Source organism: Paenibacillus sp. p3-SID1389, from assembly GCF_025151705.1.
In the GTDB taxonomy this organism is placed as follows: domain Bacteria; phylum Bacillota; class Bacilli; order Paenibacillales; family Paenibacillaceae; genus Fontibacillus; species Fontibacillus phoenicis.
This window is the reverse complement of the sequence record NZ_JALXVO010000005.1, coordinates 60,399-77,581: the sequence shown is the minus strand read 5'-3', so window position 1 is coordinate 77,581 and position 17,183 is coordinate 60,399. Positions and strand designations below refer to the sequence as shown.

The following is a 17,183-nucleotide window of genomic DNA, read 5'->3' as shown; positions in this document are numbered from 1 at the left end:
CATGCAGGTTCGCAAAGGGCTGCAGGCCCTCGTACGCGATTATCAATTATGGATCATGATCCTGCCCGCGATCGCCGTTATCCTCATCTTTAACTATATCCCGATGTACGGAATCCAGCTCGCTTTCCGCGACTACGATTTCAGCAAAGGGCTGACCGGGGGCGAGTGGCGGGGACTGGCCTACTTTCAGCAGTTTATCGACAGCTATCTGTTCACCGACCTGATGCGGAACACGTTTCTGATTAGCCTGGCGAGCATCGTGCTCGGCTTCCCGGCTCCGATCGTACTGGCGCTCATTTTGAACCAGATCCGGCGCAAAAAAATGAAGCAGCTCATGCAAACGACGGTGTATCTGCCGCATTTTATCTCGGTGATCGTGCTGGTCGGCATGCTGAATGTGCTGCTGTCCCCCGAAACCGGGGTGGTCGGCTATATGTTCAAATATCTGGGGCTCGGACATATTAATCTGCTGGCATCCACCGAGACTTTCATCCCGGTTTATGTGCTTTCGGACATTTGGCAGCACTGCGGCTGGAACAGCATCATTTACCTGGCTGCCTTGTCTACGGTCGATCCCCAGCTCTACGACGCGGCCAAAATCGATGGCGCCACCCGGTGGCAGACAGTTCGCTTTGTTGACTTGCCGGCGCTCGTGCCAACGATCATCATTTTATTCATTCTCAGCATGGGGAACATTCTCAGCACCGGATTTGAGAAGATTTTCCTGATGCAAAACGCGCTCAACCTCCCAGTTTCAGAAGTCATTGCCACCTACGTGTACAAAATCGGGATCGTGTCCAACCAGTTCAGCCTAGCTTCGGCCATCGGCTTGTTCAATACGCTGATTAACTTCGTGTTCCTGTTTGCCATGAACGCGATTTCGAAACGGGCCTCCCATAACAGCCTGTTCTAAAATCGGAAGGAAAGGAGGAGACGACAGGCATGGGCCAAATCGGAACGCAAATCGGGGGCAAGGGGCCTGCGGTGAGAACTGCCGGAGCGCGGTCGGGCGGCGGGGAGTTGGTGTTTAAAATCGTGCTCGGACTGGTCTGTACCGTCATTTTTCTGTTGATTGCTTATCCGCTGTATTTCATCGTCATCGCTTCGTTCAGCGACTCGACGCTCGTCTCGACGGGCAAGGTACTGTTCTTACCGAAAAACGTCAGCTTATTCGGCTACCGCGAGATTTTTCAGGACGGGCGAATTTGGACGGGGTACCGGAACACGCTGTTTTACACCTTTTTCGGCACGCTGGTCAACCTTCTGTTCACGCTGCCGGCAGCTTACGTGCTGTCCCGCAAGGAATTCAAGGCGAGACGGGTGATCATGTTCCTGTTCGTGGTCACGATGTTCTTCAATGGGGGACTGATCCCGACGTACCTGCTGATGAAAGACCTGCATCTGACCAATACGGTCTGGGTATTCATCGTGCCGTTTTGTGTGAACGTGTTCTACCTGATCATCGCGCGCACGTTCTTCGAAACCTCGTTGCCGCAGGAACTGCACGAGGCGGCAGTGATGGACGGGTGCTCGCATTTCACCTTTTTCGTGAAAGTGGCGCTGCCGCTGTCGAAGGCGCTGGTGTCCGTGATCGGCTTGTATTACCTCGTCGGGCATTGGAACGACTTCTTCACCGCGCTGATCTACATCCGGGACAACGACCTTCAGCCGCTGCAAATGGTCCTGCGGGACATCCTGCTGTCCAACCAGGTGTTCGCGAACGGGGCCGGCACGGGCGGCGACGCCGGCGGTTACGCGCAAAGGTATGCCGACCAGATCAAATATGGCGTTATCATCGTGTCCACGCTGCCGATCCTCGTGATTTATCCGTTCATTCAAAAATACTTCGAGAAAGGCGTGATGATCGGTTCGATCAAGGGGTGAGCGGCGGGTTGCCGTGAGATTACGATTTGCAAGCCCGGGGGCGGAGGCCTTCCGGGCTTTTTTTGCATGAGCGTGCCGTAAGTAATAAAGGTAAAAAAGGGCCTTATTCGCTCCAAAGATAGAGTTTGGCTTGAAATAGCGGACATTTTTACCCTTATCTTTGAAAAATGGGCGGTGAAGAGGTGAGTTTGACGGGAGTTCAGGAAAATAAGGCCACAAAATTCCCTTATTCAACGCAAAAAGGGACCAAAAGGTGAAATAAGGCCATAAAAGTCTCTTATTTCCGCCTGGGGTGACAATGTGCATGATTATGATGATTTTAATAAACTTCGCCATCTCCATTAATCCAGCGTAAACAGTCAAAACCTATACTCTTCTTGGGTCGAAATCAACAGAAATACATAGCGAACCCACAATAATCCACAGGGAGTGCATAGAAACCATGAAATTCGGATTAAAGAGGCAGTTAGCGCTGGGTCTGGTTTTATCCTTGTTTGTATTGATGCTGGCCGCTTGTGGTGCAGGGGGCAACGGAGGCAACGGGAGTAACGCAACTGCAACGGATACAAGCGGGGCGGCGCAGGCGGAAGAGCTCTCGCTGGCCGATCTGGAAGCGAGGGCCAAAGAAGAAGGTTCCGTCGTGAGCGTTGGCATGCCGGACACATGGGCGAACTGGAAAGATACGTGGTCGGATCTGAAAACGAAGTATTCGTTGGATCACACGGATACGGATATGTCGAGCGCCGAAGAGATCGCCAAATTCGAAGCGGAGAAGGATAAGCCGACCGCGGACATCGGTGACGTCGGTATCGCATTTGGTCCGGTTGCGGTGGATAAGGGCGTAACTCAACCGTACAAAACCTCGTACTGGGACGAAATCCCGGATTGGGCCAAGGACAAGGACGGCCACTGGGTCGTAGGTTACCAAGGTTCCATCGCATTCTTCACGAACACGGACCTGGTCAAAAATCCGCCGCAAAGCTGGGAAGACCTGAAGAACGACGACTACAAAATCATCGTTGGCGATGTGACCAAAGCTGCGCAAGCGCAAATGGCCGTGCTGGCGGCCGCCATCGCCTACGGCGGGGACGAGACAAACATCGAGCCGGGGATTGCTTACTTCGAAGACTTGGCGAAAAAAGGCCGCTTGTCCAGTGCGGAAGCTTCGCTGGCCAACATCGAAAAGGGCGAAGTACAAGTGACCCTGTTCTGGGACTTCAATGCCCTGAACTACCGCGATCAACTGGGCGGTGCGGACAAGTTTAACGTGGCGATTCCGAAGGAAGGCAGCGTGGTCAGCGGATACGCCACGATCATCAACAAATACGCGCCGCATCCGAATGCCGCCAAGCTGACGCGGGAATACATCTTGAGCGATGCCGGCCAAATCAACCTGGCGAGGGGCTATGCCCGTCCGATCCGCGATAGCGTGCAGCTTCCGGAAGACGTTGCTGCCAAGCTGCTGCCGGCTGAGGCCTATGCCAATGTGAAACCGGTCAGCGACTACAAGGCCTGGGAAGAAACGGCGAAGAAGCTGCCGCAGCTGTGGCAGGAGCGCGTGCTCGTTCATATGAACTAATCGGGCAAATCACGGGCCCGTGTTCAACCATTTGAAAGGGTGCGTCAAACGTCTTGGACGGGAGGCGCCCCTTTTTTTAACAAGGAGGGAGTGGCGTGAAGCGGAAAAATCGCCGGTATTTGCTTGGGCTCGTTCCTTTCGTCGTCATGGTGGCCCTGTTCCAGCTGGTGCCAATCGTGTCGATGATTACGGGAAGCGTCAGCCTGGAGGACGGCGCCGGAATGACGTTGGGGTATTACACCCGAATTTTTCAAAGCGAGTATTATCTCAAAGCGATTCAGAACAGCTTGCTGATTTCGGTCTTTTCAAGCGTGATCGGGATTGCCGTTGGATTGGCCTGCGCTTACGCGGTGACGCGATTTGCACCGAGGATGCGGGACCGTCTGATCATGGTGTCCAATATGACATCGAATTTCGCCGGCGTACCGCTCGCCTTCGCGTACATTATTCTGCTGGGGAGTAACGGGGTATTTACTTTGCTCTTTAAGCAGTGGGGCTGGGACGTGCTTGCCGGTTTTAACTTATACAGCTGGTCGGGGCTGGTGCTGGTGTATGTCTATTTCCAGGTTCCCCTGGCTTTATTGCTGCTGTACCCTTCGTTTTACGGCATTCGTGAGCAATGGAAAGAGGCGGCATCGCTGCTGGGCGCAAGTCCTTGGCAGTTTTGGAGAACGATCGGGATTCCGGTACTGCTGCCAGCCGTGTTCGGTACGCTGGGGATTTTATTCGCGAATGCCATGGGTGCTTACGCGACTGCTTATGCCCTCGTCGGAAGTAACTTCAACCTGCTCGCCGTACGGATTGGCAACCTGGTTTCCGGTGACGTTGTAACCGAGCCGCAGCTGGGGAATGCGCTGGCAGTAATCCTAGGCCTGTCGACGCTATTGGCGGTGTACCTGAACCACAAGATGACTCAGCGGCTGCACCGGTTCCAACCCGGCTCGGCGGAACAGAAGGCACGCAACCATCGGAAATGGCCAAAGCTGAAGTCGCCTGCGCTGAAGGAGGAATTGTGATGCAGACCCCAAGCAAAAAAGCAGGGTGGGCACCGAGAACCCTGATGCTGCTGCTCATGATTTACTTGCTGCTTCCCTTGCTGGCAACGATGATCTACGCGTTTGCGAAAGAGTGGCAAGCAACCCTTCTGCCGGAAAGCTGGACGCTGGAATGGTTTGGTGAGATGTTTCAGGATGCGCGTTTTCTGGATGCGTTATGGAAGTCGCTGTACCTCTGCGCGATCAGCATCGTGCTTAGCCTAGCCATCATGCTGCCGGCAGTGTTCATTATCACCGTCTATTTGCCCCGGATGGAGAGCTTCATGAAGGGAATTGTCGTGCTTCCTTATGCTGTGCCCGGCGTCGTTGCCGCAGTGGGGCTGATCCGAGCGTATTCCTCCGGCCCGATGAATATTTCGGGGACCGCTTATATTTTGATCGGCGCGTATTTCGTCATCGTCCTGCCTTATATGTATCAGGGTATCCGCAACAGCCTGCTCACCGTATCGGCACCAGAGCTGCTGAATGCCGCGGAGATGCTGGGCGCCGGCCGCATAAAGGCGTTTGTGACCGTGATTTTGCCAAACATCTGGCCGGGGGTGGTGACGTCGACGCTGCTGTCTTTTTCCGTCCTCTTTGGGGAGTTTGTCATGACGAACATGCTGGTGGGCGGTCATATTCAGACGATCCAGGTGTATTTGTCGCGGCGGATGAATGAAAGCGGGCATTTGGCCAGCGCGATTGCGATTTCGTATTTTTTGTTTATTCTGGCGTTGTCCATGGTCTTGATGAAGCTCGGCAAAAAAGTAAACAGGGGGATTTCGGAATGAAGCCATATCTGAAGCTGGAAGGGATCCGTAAGCAGTTCGGATCGGCGGCGGTGCTGAATCGTGTGAATTTAGATATCCGCGAAGGGGAGCTGGTTACGCTGCTCGGGCCTTCGGGTTGCGGAAAAAGCACGCTCTTGCGCTGCATCGCCGGCCTGACGGAGATCGACGAAGGGCAGATCTGGCTGGACGATAAGGACATCGTCAACCTGCCTCCCCGCAGTCGGGAGATCGGCATGGTGTTCCAATCGTACGCCTTGTTCCCGAATTTGACGGTCCGCGAAAATATCGAATACGGCATGCGGATGCGCGGCATGGCCAAGGAAGCACGCCGCCAGAGATCCAGCGAACTGCTCGAGCTCATCGATTTGACCGATAAGCGGGACGCTTATCCCGCACAGCTGTCGGGGGGACAGCAGCAGCGCGTAGCGCTCGCCCGTTCCCTGGCCGTCCGTCCGAAGGTGCTGCTGTTGGATGAGCCGCTCAGCGCGCTTGATGCGAAAATTCGCAAAAATCTGCGCACAGAAATCCGCGAGATTCAGAAGCAATTCAACATGACCACGATCTTCGTCACGCACGATCAGGAAGAAGCGTTAACCTTGTCCGACCGGGTCTGCCTGATGAACCAGGGGAATATCATACAGCAAGGGACCCCGGAGGAGTTGTATGCCAAGCCCGCAACGGAGTTCGTTGCGCGGTTCATGGGCAGCTATAACGTGCTGACGCGGGCCGAAGCGTTACGGCTATTCGGCACGGTGCCCGGCGATGCGGAGAGTTACGCCATCCGGCCGGAGGCGCTCTCGCTTATTGGACCGGAGCCAGCGGCTGACCCGGCCCATGCGGGCAAGCCCATCGTGGAGGGCAACGTTCACTCGGCATCGATCCTCGGCAACGTTATTCGTTACGCCATCGATGCCGCCGGCATCTGCCTGACGGTGGATGTGCTGAACGATGGACGCTCTCGGCGGTTCGAGGAGAACCGCCCTGTCACCCTCGTTATGGATCACGCGCAATTGCTGCAGCTAGAGAAGGAAGGGGCTTAGGCAAGTTGTCAATTTCATCTGAGGAGCGCAAGCGCGTCATTATGGAGCAGTTGAAGCAGGAGGGACAGGTGAAGGTCCCGGAGCTGTCGCATCGTTTTACCGTATCGGAGGAGACCGTGCGCCGCGATTTGATCCTGCTGGAGAAGGAAGGTTTGGCTAAAAGAGTCTACGGCGGTGCGGTCCTCCCCAAATTGACCAGCTACGAGCCGCCGTATTTGCAGCGCCAGAAGGACAAGGCGGAGGAGAAGGAGCGGATCGGCCGCGCTGCTGCCGAGCTGATCGAATCTGGGGACACCATCGCCATCGACATCGGGACGACAACGCTGGAGATGGCCAAGGCGATCGCCGGCCGGGAGCGGCTGACGATCCTGACGAACTCGCTGGCGGTGGCGTATCACCTGATGGAGTCGCTGAATGGCGGGAGGTTTTCCGGGAAGATTTTTGTGGTCGGCGGGGAATTAAATCCGGAGCAGCAGTCGTTATCGGGGACAATTGGCGAGCACATTCTGTCGCAATTCCGGGTCGACAAGGCGTTTATCTCCATTGGCGGGATATCCTTGGAGCGGGGGATCAGCGATTATGACGTCGATGAAACGGGCATGTCGCGCCGGATGATCGAGGCGGCATCCCGTACGATTGTGCTGGCTGATGCGTCAAAGCTGGGCAAGGAAGCATTCGTGGAGATCGCGCCGCTGAGCCAAGTACACGCCATTGTCAGCGACGTTGCCGCCCCGAAGGAATGGCTGCAGAAGCTGCGCGGCCATCGCATTCAATGGATCGAGGCCACTAACTGAAGGGAGAGAGAGATGGATGTCATTCGCAAAGGCAGAAGCAGAAGCCAAGAAGCTCGTTGTGGTTGTGCTGGATGGATTAAGATATGATGCGGCCCGCAAGTATCTCGGGTATATGGAGCATCTTGTAGAGCAAGGGGAGGCGGCCTGCTATCAAGTGCAGTCGCAGCTTCCGAGCCTATCACGCCCGCTCTATGAAGTGCTGCTGACCGGTACGCCGGTGGCCCGAAACGGCATTACGGCGAACCATATCAGCAGGCTAAGCCGGGAGCAAAGCGTGTTTCACCTTGCCATCACCGCGGGATTACGAACGGCTGCCGCTGCGTACCACTGGGTTAGCGAGCTGTACAACCGTGCGCCGTTTAACCCGGTGACCGACCGGCATCAGCATGACGAGAAGCAGCCGATACAGCATGGGATTTTTTATTTCGAGGATCACTATCCGGACAGCCATCTGTTCCTTGATGCGGAGCATTTGCGCACAACGTACGACCCCAACTTCCTGTATATCCATTCGATGAACATCGACGATATGGGGCATAAGCACGGCGGGGAAAGCAAGCAGTATGAGGGCGCCGTCCGGACGGTGGATGGGATTCTGGCTACGCTGGTACCGCTGTGGAGATCGCAAGGGTATGAGATTATCGTCACATCCGATCACGGGATGAACGCGATGGGGCAACACGGCGGCACTCAGCCGGAGGAGCGCAACGTTCCGCTGTATGTGTTTGGTGAGCTGCCGATTCCTTCGCCGAAGCTCCAGGGCGATCAGGGGCTGTCACAGCTCTACTTGGCTCCGCTGATGTGCCATTATCTAGGAATCGAGCCTTCCGAGGCCATGGTGAAATGGGAGTAGACAGGAGGAGTTTGCGGGTGAAGGTTGATATGCATTTTCATCTGGAGGAAGGTCCGTATTCCTTGCGCTGGCTTTCGCGTACACTGCAAGGGTTGGCGGCGACCGAGCCGGGGCCGGATCCGGCCTTGGGGCATCATACGATCGAATATGCCGAGGAAATGACAAAGCTGTTGTCCCGGCGGATGGAGAAGGGATGTTATAGCGAAGAGTGGTTGGATCGCTACTTGATCCGGGGACGCGAACGCGGAATTCAGGAGTTTGGCGTCGTTGATCATTTATACCGGTTCCGGGAGTGTCGGCCATATTACGAAAAACACATGCTGCTGGACGACAGCCGGGTTGGCAAGCTGCAACGGGCCTGGTTGGATCAGGTGTGCGTAGCTTCCATCCAGGATTTCGTTGACTTTGTGACGGAAGCGAAGAAGACGCGGCCCGATCTCGCGCTTGGCATCGAGGCGGATTTCTTCCCCGGCGGCGAAGCGGAGTTGGGCGAAATTTTGGCGGGTTATGATTGGGATTACGTGATTGGCTCGGTGCATTTCCTGGAAGGCTGGGGGTTCGACAATCCGGAGGCCAAGACAGGCTTCGACGGCCGGGACCCCGTGCAAACGTACGCAGATTATTATGAATTGCTGCGGCAGGCCTGCGTCTCAGGGTTGTTTCACATCATCGCGCACCCGGATAACTTGAAGGTGTTTGGGTTCCGGCCGGCCGATGAGAAGAAGCTGCTGCCGTATTACCGGAGCATCGCCAAGGAAATGGCGCGAAGCGGCGTAGCTACGGAGATCAATACCGGTCTCGCATACCGCTATCCTATCGCGGAGAGTTGCCCAAGCCCATTGTTCCTGTCCGTATTAGCCCATTACGGGGTCCCGCTGACGTTATCCTCGGACGCTCATTTTCCGGACGATATCGGTACGCTGCTTGATACGGCCTTGGCCGATGCGATCGATCAGGGATACAAGGAGCTGGCAGTGTTTCGAGACGGGAAGCGGCGGATGGTGCCGATCTTCGCAAATCACACAGCGGCCAAGTAGGGGGCTTGCCAACCTCGCCTGCATAGAACCACGCTTTTCCGCGCAAGTTACCTAAAAAACAGGGAGGAGCGTGCATCATGCAGCAAGATTACGTATTCACGGATCTTGAAGGCCGGGAGTCGTTAGTTCAGGAGATTCGGAAGCTGGAAGAAAAAATCGAGCAGTCCATCGGAGAGAAGGTCAATTTGATCGCATATTCCGAGAAAAAAGAGCAGCCAAATCACTAGAACGCCATTTGCGAATTTGAGGATCGGTTGATCCCATGGTTCATGCGGTCTGCGATAACACTTGTACGGGATAACGCCCTTAGGGGCGTTTTTATTTTGCCCTGCCTTTGGTACCGCAATGAAACCAATCGGTTGGATCTGATGTATTATTAAGTAAGTGACCAACTGAAGGAGGGACGGGAAGTGGGGATGTTGTCGAGATTTAAAGATGTGATGCGGTCGAATCTTTCCGCCATGCTGGAGGGTTCGCAGGATCCGGCGGCGACGGTGGATGAATACCTGCGTCAATTACGGCTGGATTTAGGGCAGGTCAAGGCGGAGTCAGCTGCGGTTCAGGCGGCGGAAGACCGGGCGAAGCGCGCGCTGGACGAATGCGCCGAGGAAGTCCGGAAGCTGCAGCGGTATGCGGAGAAAGCGGTGGAATCGGGCGATGAATCTGCCGCGCTAAAATTCCTGGAGCGGAAGGCGAAGCAGGCGGAACGGCTGCAGGAGCTGCAGACGGCCTATGAGCAAGCAGCGAATCAGGCCGCCCAGATGAAGCAGATGGAGGAGAAGCTGGTCTCCGATCTGCAGAAGCTGGAAGCGCGGCGAGCGACGCTTAAGAGCAAGCTGGCAGAGGCCGCTGCGTTGAACAAGGCCCAGGCTGCTGGGGGAACAGAAGCGGCGCTTCGCGAGCTGGAGGCGAAGGCCGATCAAGCGTTGAATGAAGCGATGGCTTTGGCGGAGCTTCGGGCGGGATCGCAGGAAGACGATCTGGACGCTATCTTCGCGGAGCTGGAGAAGAGCAATGCTGCGGGAGCGAAGCCGGAGGAAGCAACAGCATCGACTCCTGAAGATGAACTAGCGGCGCTCAAGGCGAAATTAAATAAATGAGCTACCTGAACTTGATTTTGGATGGATTGAGGTGAACGATTTGCCGGTCATTGAATATAAATGTCCGAGCTGCGGCAGCGGCATGACGTTTGACAGCACAACAGGTATGCTGTCCTGTCCAAGCTGCGGTCGCAAGGACAACATCGAGCAACTTCCCGACCCATTGAAGCAACAGGTGTTCATGGAGGACGAGGTTCGGGAATACCACTGCGAAAGCTGCGGGGCGGTCATCGTAACGGAGCCGGAAACCAGCGCAACGACGTGCAGCTTTTGCGGTTCCGCTGTGGTGCTTAGCGATCGCCTGACCGGGAAGCTGGCGCCGCAGCAGGTGATCCCTTTTGCGATCAGCAAGGAAGAAGCGATGGCGGCTTTCAAGAAATGGTGCCGAAAAGGGCTGCTTACGCCCCGCGGCTTCATGACCGCGAACCGCATCCAGGGGATTACCGGAATGTACGTGCCGTTCTGGCTGTACGATTTGCTGAACAATATCGATGTTCGCGGCCGAGGAACGAAGGTAAGAAGCTATCGCCGAGGCGATTATCAATATACCGAAACCGATCATTACGAGTTTTACCGGAGAATTCGGCTGAATTATGTCCGGCTGCCGATCGATGCCTCGGCGAAGATGGACGATGAGCTGATGGATAAGCTGGAGCCTTTTCCCTACGACCAATTAAAGACGTTTAAGACGCCATATCTTGCGGGATACATTGCTGAAAAATACAACTATACCAGCGAGCAGCTTACCCCGAGAGCTCGGGAAAAAACGATGCCTTATATCGAATCCTATATTTCTTCAACCGTTTCCGAATACACGACGGTAAGCTACGTGGACAAACAGATCGACACGACGGTCAAACGAGCGAATTATGTGCTGCTTCCGGTCTGGATGGTCTATTACAACTACAAGGGGAAGCAGTACACGTTCGCGATGAACGGCCAAACAGGCAAAGTGGTCGGAAAGCCGCCGCTAAGCAAAGGGAAAATGGCGGCATGGTTTGCCGGCGTTTCGGCCCTCTCTTTTGTTGGACTTAAAATATTGGCCTGGCTGTGGGGAGGCGTATTCTTATGAACAAGCGATGGGTCGTGGTGTACTCGTTGCTGCTCTTGATCATGCTAAATATGCTGACCCCGTTAACGGCTCAGGCTGAATCGCCGCTTGCGAATAAGCAGCTGATTTATGACGAGGCCGAACTTCTCTCTCCGGGAGAAATTGAAGACCTAAACGCGTTGGCGAATGAATATGGGCCCAAAAGAGAGCTCGACATCATCATCTATACCACGGACAATCCTGAAGGCGAGGATGTTGTGAAGCTGACGGAGGATTTCTACGATGAACGGGCTCCGGGTTACGACAAACCGCATGGCAACGCCGTGATTTTGACGCTGGATATGCTGAACCGGGATCTATATCTGGCAGGGTTCTATAAAGGGGAGAAATACCTGGACGACAGCCGTTTGGACAAAATCCGCAACAAGATTACCCCGATGCTGTCCGCAGGCGATTATCACGGTGCGTTTGCAGAATACATACGCACGGCCTACCGGTACGCGGAGTTTCGGCCGGGGGTGAATCCGGATAACCCGCTGTTCAACACCGGCATTCAGCTTGTGATTGCACTGGTGATCGGGGCGGGGGTCGTCTTCATGATGGCGTTCCGAAGCGGCGGTCGGATCACGGTGAGCGGTCGTACCTATGAGGATTCGGCCAATTCCGGCGTCATTTGGCGACAAGACAATTATCTGCATACGACGGTAACGAAGACGAAGATTGAGAGCAGCAACAGCGGCGGCGGTGGCAGCAGTGGAGGTGGCGGCGGCGGTACAACCAGCGGCGGACACTCCCATAGCGGAAGCCGAGGATCATTTTAAAGGAAGGGGCAGGAAGAGCTGATGAGTTTTTTTAAGAGCCAATTTGCCAATGTCGTGGAATGGGAAGAATTCCGGGACGACATGATTTTCTGGAAATGGAGCAACCGTGAAATTAAAAAAGGGAGTAAGCTGATCATCCGCTCGGGGCAGGACGCGATTTTTATGAATAACGGGAAAATCGAGGGGATTTTTAAGGAGGAAGGCGAATATAACATTGCCTCGGAGATCGTGCCGTTCCTGTCCACGCTGAAGGGGTTTAAGTTCGGCTTCAACAGCGGGATGCGGGTTGAGGTGTTGTTCGTCAATACGAAGGAGTTTACCGTCCGGTGGGGCACGCAAAATCCGGTGTTAATCCCTACGCCGCAGCTCCCCGGCGGAATGCCGATTCGTGCGAACGGCACGTTTAACTTCAAGGTCAACGACTATGTGACCTTAATCGATAAGATTGCAGGGGTCAAGCAAAGCTATTTGGTGGAGGACGTCAAGCTTCGGATCACCTCCGTGCTCGATCAACTGCTGATGAAGTGGATTAGCCGGGAAGGCAAAGATATGTTTAATCTGCAGGCCAACGCCGCGGAGATCGCACGAGGCATTCGGGAAGACCTCGATATGCAGGTCATGGACGACGGATTGGCCATCACAGGCTTCCAGGTGATGAGCTTCAGTTATCCGAAGGAAATTCAGGAGATGATCACGAAGACGGCGTCGCATGAAATGATCGGCAATTTAGCGAAATACCAGCAGGTCAGCATGACGGACGGCATCGCCTCAGGCAAGGTGCAAGGCGGCGGGGCCGCTTCGGATATGGCGGGGATGATGATGGGGATGAACCTGGCCAAGGAAATGATGAAAAACCTGAATCCGGAACCGGGTCAGGGGAAAGATCATCCGCAGCCGCAGTCCCAGTCGCAAAACTCGGGGGCGAGCCAACCGTCGCAACCTGCAGCGCCTTCCTCAGCGGAAGGCGGCGCGAAGCGGCCGAACTTCTGTCCTAACTGCGGGACGAAGAACGAAGGCGCAAATTTCTGTCCAAATTGCGGACATAAGCTGGTGTAGGCGTCATACGAGAAAACCCGCCTAAGCATAAACGGCTCGGGCGGGTTTTTGGCTTCAAAGGAGTCACTTCTCCTCCAACGCTCTTTGCTTTAACAAATCACGGATTTCGGCCAGCAGCACCTCTTCTTTGGAAGGGGCGGGCGGCGCTTCGGACTTGGGCTCCTCTTTCTCTTTGCGTCTCAGTTTGTTGATACCCTTGACGAAGAGGAAGATGGAGAAGGAGACAATAAAGAAATCGATGACGGTTTGCAGGAAAGCTCCGTATTTCAACACCGTGTCTCCGTATTGAAACTGTAACTCTTTCAAGTTAATACCGCCTACCAGTAACCCGATAACCGGCATCAGCATGTCGTTGACCAGGGAAGTCACGATATTCCCGAAGGCGGCACCGATAATGACCCCGATGGCTAGATCCAGCACGTTCCCTTTGAGCGCAAAGGCTTTGAATTCTTTCCACATGACGGAGTACCTCTCTTTTTGGCATATTATTAGCAGTATACCATAAGCGAACCGGTGCTAGTCCATAGGAGGGAAGGCAGGGTGTTCTAACGGACACTAGAGACGTTAATAGGGAGCCATCGGGGACTTCTGGAACGTAACGGACAGAGATGACGTTATTTCAGGGTAGTCACCGTGAATTGCAGCTCTCCAAGCCGAATAAGGCCCGTGAAGTCCGTTACACTGGGAAATACCCGGGAAATGTGCGAATAAGGTCATTACGGTCCGTTACGTGTTAAGGCAAGCAGTTACAGCAATAGCTACTGCGGCCAACTCGTTACGCGGCCCCTCACTCGGCCCCTCACTCGGCCCGATGCTCGCCTTGCCGAGTCCCGCGCCTCACCCTACAGCTCGTCCGCCAAGCCAAGCAAGGCGATCCCCGCCAGCACGAGTACGATGACTGCATATTGCAGCCGGCTGAGCCGTTCTTTAAGGAACAGGCGGGATAAAATCACCGAGAAGACGCTGTACGAAGCGATCAGCGGAGCCGCCACGATGGCGTTGCTGGCCATAGCGAATACGTAGAAGAACTGGCCGGCCGTCTCGAAGATCGCGGCAACGCCTTTGACGCGTTCTCTCCAGAGGTTGAACCGCTGTTTTTTGACCGCAACCAAGTAGATATAGACCACCGCAGCACACAGGAAAAACGTGAACTCGTAAGCCAGAAGTGCAGCATCTTCCCCAATCAGCTTCAGCTCGTCCAGATAAATGCCGTCGGCAAACGTGCCTAAGCCGTCAAGCAGACAGTACAGCAGCGGAAAGGTGATCGCCATCACGCCGATTTGATATTTGGCGTTAAGGTTCTCAGTCCCGGATTTCAGAGCCATTCGCTCTTCCTGCTTCTCCAGAATGGCCAGCCCTACAACGCCGAAGGTAATGATCGCTACCCCTGTAATGTCCATCCATCCGAGATCATGGGGGAAGAACAGATACAGCAGGATCGCTGTCACCGCCCCGGACGAGTTCTGTACCGGCGATGCGATGGAAAGCTCGATGTACCGGAGCCCGAAGTAGCCGATCGCCATCGATAAGATGTACAGCGCCGATACCGGCAAATAACGAATCATATCGATCGGATCAAAGGACAGCCCTTGGATCAACAGATAAGCTGTGCCGTGAATCCCCATCACCAGACCCACCATGACGACGATTTTCAGATGACTGAACGGGTCCCGGCTGTCGCTGCCTTTTTTATAGAACAGATCGGCACTCCCCCAAGCTAGAGACGTCAGTAGTGCAAATAGAAACCACATGTCTTTGCTCCTTCCATGAAAATAACAATCTTACTGATTATACAAACCAGCCTGCGGGGAGTGTCTATGAAAAAACTTACCGTGAGCCGGCCGCACCCCGTAAAAATGCAAACGCTCTCTACTTATGGTAAAATGCTACTAACATGAAATCATAGATTCGTTGAAAATAAAGGGGCAGGAGTGTCGCGGTATGAGAGGATATAACTTGTGGCGGCCGGTATTTTTGATCTTGATCGCGCTGCTGACCAACGGTTTGGTGACGAACCTTTGCATCTTGTTTGGAATGTCGACTGAAGCTGCCGGGAATATCGGATTCGTGGCGATGATGCTCGCCGCTTTGATCGTGTATACCCGATTTTCGAAGAACCGCCGCAAGTAATATACAAAGAGACGCAGATTCTGCGTCTCTTTGTTGTTTGGAGCCATTCCTAATAGGTCATACCATCAAGGCTTTGATGCCGTTAAATAATGGGATAATCGATTTGATGGCGTTATAGCCCATCTTCATCAGGGGCATGTATTTCTGCACCTTCTGGACCATCCCCAAAATGCCTGGGCGGCGAGGTCCTTCGGATGAAGAGCTCTCCGTGTTCTGCTCCTGCGTTCCGCCGGAGCCCTCGCTTCCGCTTGATCCGCCAAAGCCAAACAGCCCGGGTCTCCGCGGACGCCCTGGCCCTCCAGCGAAGCCATAGCCATAAGGTCTGGGACCGGGTCTTCCCGGCATTCCGCTAAAGCCATAATAACCTTGAGGTCTTCCCCATCCTCCGTTCAAGTTTCCGTAATAGCCCAGTTCCCGGGGTCTTCCCAAATTGCCGCCTGGGCCAGGACCATATCCCATAGGCACACCGCCTAGCCCCCAGCCGACGTCGGGACGGATGCCCTGGGCGAAACGGGGATCTCTTGGGAAGCCGCTGTCCAATGGCTGCTGGATAGCCGATGAGCGTGCTTTTTTGTTGCGAGCTGCCTTCTTTTTCTTCATTTTCTTCTTGCCGCGCGGGGGTAAGGAGAGAAGCAGGCCGTTCGCATCCAGCCCGGCGATCCATCCGATATAAGAACGCCCGTCGTGCAATTCCACGCGAACCGGCTGGCCCTTCAGCTGTTTCGCACGTTTGCGAATGTTTGCCGAACTTGCCATGCAAGGATCACCTCGGTGCTAAAATTTTTACGGTAGACGTTTTGCTCGATATATCTTACTTCCGAATTTGGTGCGCTGCCTGTGCTTGTTCCTCAATTTTTGGCCCGTTTCGTGATATTTGCCGGCACCTGAATAAATTTTGGGCAACTTGGAAATTTAACTAATGAATAAAAAATTCGACCGAGGAGTTGGCCCGGAATGAAAACGTTAAACGCAATAGCGCTCGCACTACTGATTGTGGGCGGATTAAACTGGCTGTTGGTGGGGCTCTTTCAATATGACTTAGTGGCAGGCATTTTCAGCGGGCAAGATTCGACCATGTCGCGGATCATCTACACGCTCGTCGGCATTTGCGCCATCTATGCGTTTAAGTTCTTCAACGATGTCACGGACGATGAAGTCGCCAGATAAGCCGGGGAATCCGTGGAAGTATGCGGGAAGTCCGGGATGCGGGAGCATCCCGGCTATTTTTTTTTCGAAGACACATTGGTTTTAGGAGAAAGATAGGGCGCAAGGCCGCTCGCAATCACCCGATGCCCCCGATTGTTCGGATGAATCGGCAGCGTTCCGCCGAGGATGTCCTCCAATTGGCCTCCTCGGTACCCGTCGATCAGTTCAGCTTGCTTCCCTTCGAACCATTTGTGCGCCGGTGCGACTTTGGCGCCGTAAGCGGCGGCGATGCCATGAGTCGTCTGGTTCAGGCGGCCGATCCACTCGACGGCAAGTGAACTGCTCGGGAACGGGTTGTACTGCGTGCAGCATACGATCCGGGCGGAGCTGGTTTTGCGGATACGCTCCAGGATGGCGCTCAGATTCCGGCGGAATTGGAAGAGCAGCTCCATATTCGGAAACGGACCGCCATTCACAAGCGGCGTAATCGCCGAATTTGCCAAATCGACGCCGCCAATCCAGACCGATACGACAGAGGAGCTTCTAATCATGTCCGAGCCTTGCCACAGCACGGCGTCCAGCAGATTGCTGCTGGTCCAGCCGGACCGGGCTAATACATAACCCCGGATAGGCCGGGGGTTAGAGCGATTATAATCCGATACGATCAACTGAGGATAGGCCAGCCGCGGCGAGGAAGCGTTATCGCCATACGTAATGGAATCCCCAAGTGCGGTGTAAATCATCTCCAGGTCACCCACCTAAGATAGACTTTACAACTATAGTATTGCGAGCCAGGTGGGGAGGTGCAGGTTATAAAAAAGGGCTGGCCCGATTCCATTCGGACCAGCCCTTAGGCATGATACCTGA

At 54.6% G+C, this 17,183-nt stretch carries 20 protein-coding genes; 16 read left to right on the top strand and 4 right to left on the bottom strand.

Annotated elements, in window-relative coordinates; all coding sequences use genetic code 11:
* Nucleotide 1: 1 nt before the first annotated feature.
* The 14 genes from M3G15_RS03700 (at nt 2) to M3G15_RS03635 (ending at nt 13,040) form a co-directional block, all read left to right on the top strand.
* Nucleotides 2–913 carry an ABC transporter permease gene (locus tag M3G15_RS03700; RefSeq protein WP_009223789.1) on the top strand — a complete coding sequence of 304 codons (912 nt, stop codon included), beginning with the start codon at nt 2–4 and terminating at the stop codon, nt 911–913.
* A 29-nt stretch (nt 914–942) separates the two neighbouring features.
* The gene (locus M3G15_RS03695) at nt 943–1,884 is read left to right on the top strand and encodes a carbohydrate ABC transporter permease (RefSeq protein WP_232228317.1); all 942 of its coding nucleotides are present in this window, start codon (nt 943–945) and stop codon (nt 1,882–1,884) included.
* A gap of 442 nt (nt 1,885–2,326) precedes the next feature.
* The gene (locus M3G15_RS03690; protein WP_260070109.1) at nt 2,327–3,463 is read left to right on the top strand and encodes an ABC transporter substrate-binding protein; all 1,137 of its coding nucleotides are present in this window, start codon (nt 2,327–2,329) and stop codon (nt 3,461–3,463) included.
* A 95-nt stretch (nt 3,464–3,558) separates the two neighbouring features.
* Nucleotides 3,559–4,479: an ABC transporter permease gene (locus tag M3G15_RS03685; RefSeq protein WP_028538575.1), complete on the top strand. Its 921-nt coding sequence runs from the start codon at nt 3,559–3,561 to the stop codon at nt 4,477–4,479.
* The gene (locus tag M3G15_RS03680) at nt 4,479–5,288 is read left to right on the top strand and encodes an ABC transporter permease (protein WP_260070108.1); all 810 of its coding nucleotides are present in this window, start codon (nt 4,479–4,481) and stop codon (nt 5,286–5,288) included. Before M3G15_RS03685 ends, M3G15_RS03680 begins: the two co-directional genes overlap by 1 nt.
* Nucleotides 5,285–6,328, top strand: coding sequence for an ABC transporter ATP-binding protein (locus tag M3G15_RS03675; protein ID WP_260070107.1), 1,044 nt, complete (start codon nt 5,285–5,287; stop codon nt 6,326–6,328). Before M3G15_RS03680 ends, M3G15_RS03675 begins: the two co-directional genes overlap by 4 nt.
* Before the next feature lie 5 nt (nt 6,329–6,333).
* On the top strand, nt 6,334–7,122 hold the full coding sequence (locus tag M3G15_RS03670) for a DeoR/GlpR family DNA-binding transcription regulator (protein ID WP_260070106.1): 789 nt from the start codon (nt 6,334–6,336) through the stop codon (nt 7,120–7,122).
* 16 nt (nt 7,123–7,138) lie between these two features.
* On the top strand, nt 7,139–7,975 hold the full coding sequence (locus tag M3G15_RS03665) for an alkaline phosphatase family protein (protein ID WP_009223796.1): 837 nt from the start codon (nt 7,139–7,141) through the stop codon (nt 7,973–7,975).
* A 17-nt stretch (nt 7,976–7,992) separates the two neighbouring features.
* On the top strand, nt 7,993–9,012 hold the full coding sequence (locus M3G15_RS03660; RefSeq protein ID WP_260070105.1) for a PHP domain-containing protein: 1,020 nt from the start codon (nt 7,993–7,995) through the stop codon (nt 9,010–9,012).
* 77 nt (nt 9,013–9,089) lie between these two features.
* Entirely contained in the window at nt 9,090–9,239 is a 150-nt protein-coding gene (locus M3G15_RS03655; protein ID WP_009223798.1) for a hypothetical protein, read from the top strand.
* A gap of 183 nt (nt 9,240–9,422) precedes the next feature.
* Nucleotides 9,423–10,112, top strand: a complete 690-nt coding sequence (locus M3G15_RS03650) for a PspA/IM30 family protein (RefSeq protein WP_260070104.1) — start codon at nt 9,423–9,425, stop codon at nt 10,110–10,112.
* 40 nt (nt 10,113–10,152) lie between these two features.
* Nucleotides 10,153–11,184 carry a TFIIB-type zinc ribbon-containing protein gene (locus tag M3G15_RS03645; RefSeq protein ID WP_260070133.1) on the top strand — a complete coding sequence of 344 codons (1,032 nt, stop codon included), beginning with the start codon at nt 10,153–10,155 and terminating at the stop codon, nt 11,182–11,184.
* Entirely contained in the window at nt 11,181–11,984 is an 804-nt protein-coding gene (locus M3G15_RS03640) for a TPM domain-containing protein (RefSeq protein WP_085169381.1), read from the top strand. Before M3G15_RS03645 ends, M3G15_RS03640 begins: the two co-directional genes overlap by 4 nt.
* Nucleotides 11,985–12,005: 21 nt before the next feature.
* Nucleotides 12,006–13,040 carry an SPFH domain-containing protein gene (locus M3G15_RS03635; RefSeq protein ID WP_260070103.1) on the top strand — a complete coding sequence of 345 codons (1,035 nt, stop codon included), beginning with the start codon at nt 12,006–12,008 and terminating at the stop codon, nt 13,038–13,040.
* A 63-nt stretch (nt 13,041–13,103) separates the two neighbouring features.
* Here M3G15_RS03635 and mscL read toward each other — a convergent pair whose 3' ends face one another.
* Both mscL and M3G15_RS03625 read right to left on the bottom strand, forming a co-directional pair.
* Nucleotides 13,104–13,499 (bottom strand): large conductance mechanosensitive channel protein MscL, encoded by a 396-nt coding sequence (gene mscL, locus M3G15_RS03630; RefSeq protein ID WP_009223803.1) that lies wholly within the window; start codon nt 13,497–13,499, stop codon nt 13,104–13,106.
* Between the two features lie 383 nt (nt 13,500–13,882).
* Nucleotides 13,883–14,791 carry a DMT family transporter gene (locus tag M3G15_RS03625; protein ID WP_260070102.1) on the bottom strand — a complete coding sequence of 303 codons (909 nt, stop codon included), beginning with the start codon at nt 14,789–14,791 and terminating at the stop codon, nt 13,883–13,885.
* Nucleotides 14,792–14,981: 190 nt separating this feature from the next.
* On the opposite strand from M3G15_RS03625, the gene M3G15_RS03620 reads away from it, so the two are divergent.
* A complete protein-coding gene (locus M3G15_RS03620) occupies nt 14,982–15,170 on the top strand; it encodes a hypothetical protein (RefSeq protein WP_036644358.1) in 189 nt (62 codons plus the stop codon).
* Nucleotides 15,171–15,227: 57 nt separating this feature from the next.
* Here M3G15_RS03620 and M3G15_RS03615 read toward each other — a convergent pair whose 3' ends face one another.
* Nucleotides 15,228–15,926, bottom strand: coding sequence for a hypothetical protein (locus M3G15_RS03615; RefSeq protein WP_260070101.1), 699 nt, complete (start codon nt 15,924–15,926; stop codon nt 15,228–15,230).
* Between the two features lie 198 nt (nt 15,927–16,124).
* On the opposite strand from M3G15_RS03615, the gene M3G15_RS03610 reads away from it, so the two are divergent.
* Nucleotides 16,125–16,337 carry a DUF378 domain-containing protein gene (locus M3G15_RS03610; protein WP_260070100.1) on the top strand — a complete coding sequence of 71 codons (213 nt, stop codon included), beginning with the start codon at nt 16,125–16,127 and terminating at the stop codon, nt 16,335–16,337.
* Between the two features lie 53 nt (nt 16,338–16,390).
* Here the strand turns inward: M3G15_RS03610 and M3G15_RS03605 are convergent, their stop codons facing one another.
* The gene (locus M3G15_RS03605; protein WP_260070099.1) at nt 16,391–17,059 is read right to left on the bottom strand and encodes an SGNH/GDSL hydrolase family protein; all 669 of its coding nucleotides are present in this window, start codon (nt 17,057–17,059) and stop codon (nt 16,391–16,393) included.
* Nucleotides 17,060–17,183 lie beyond the last annotated feature (124 nt).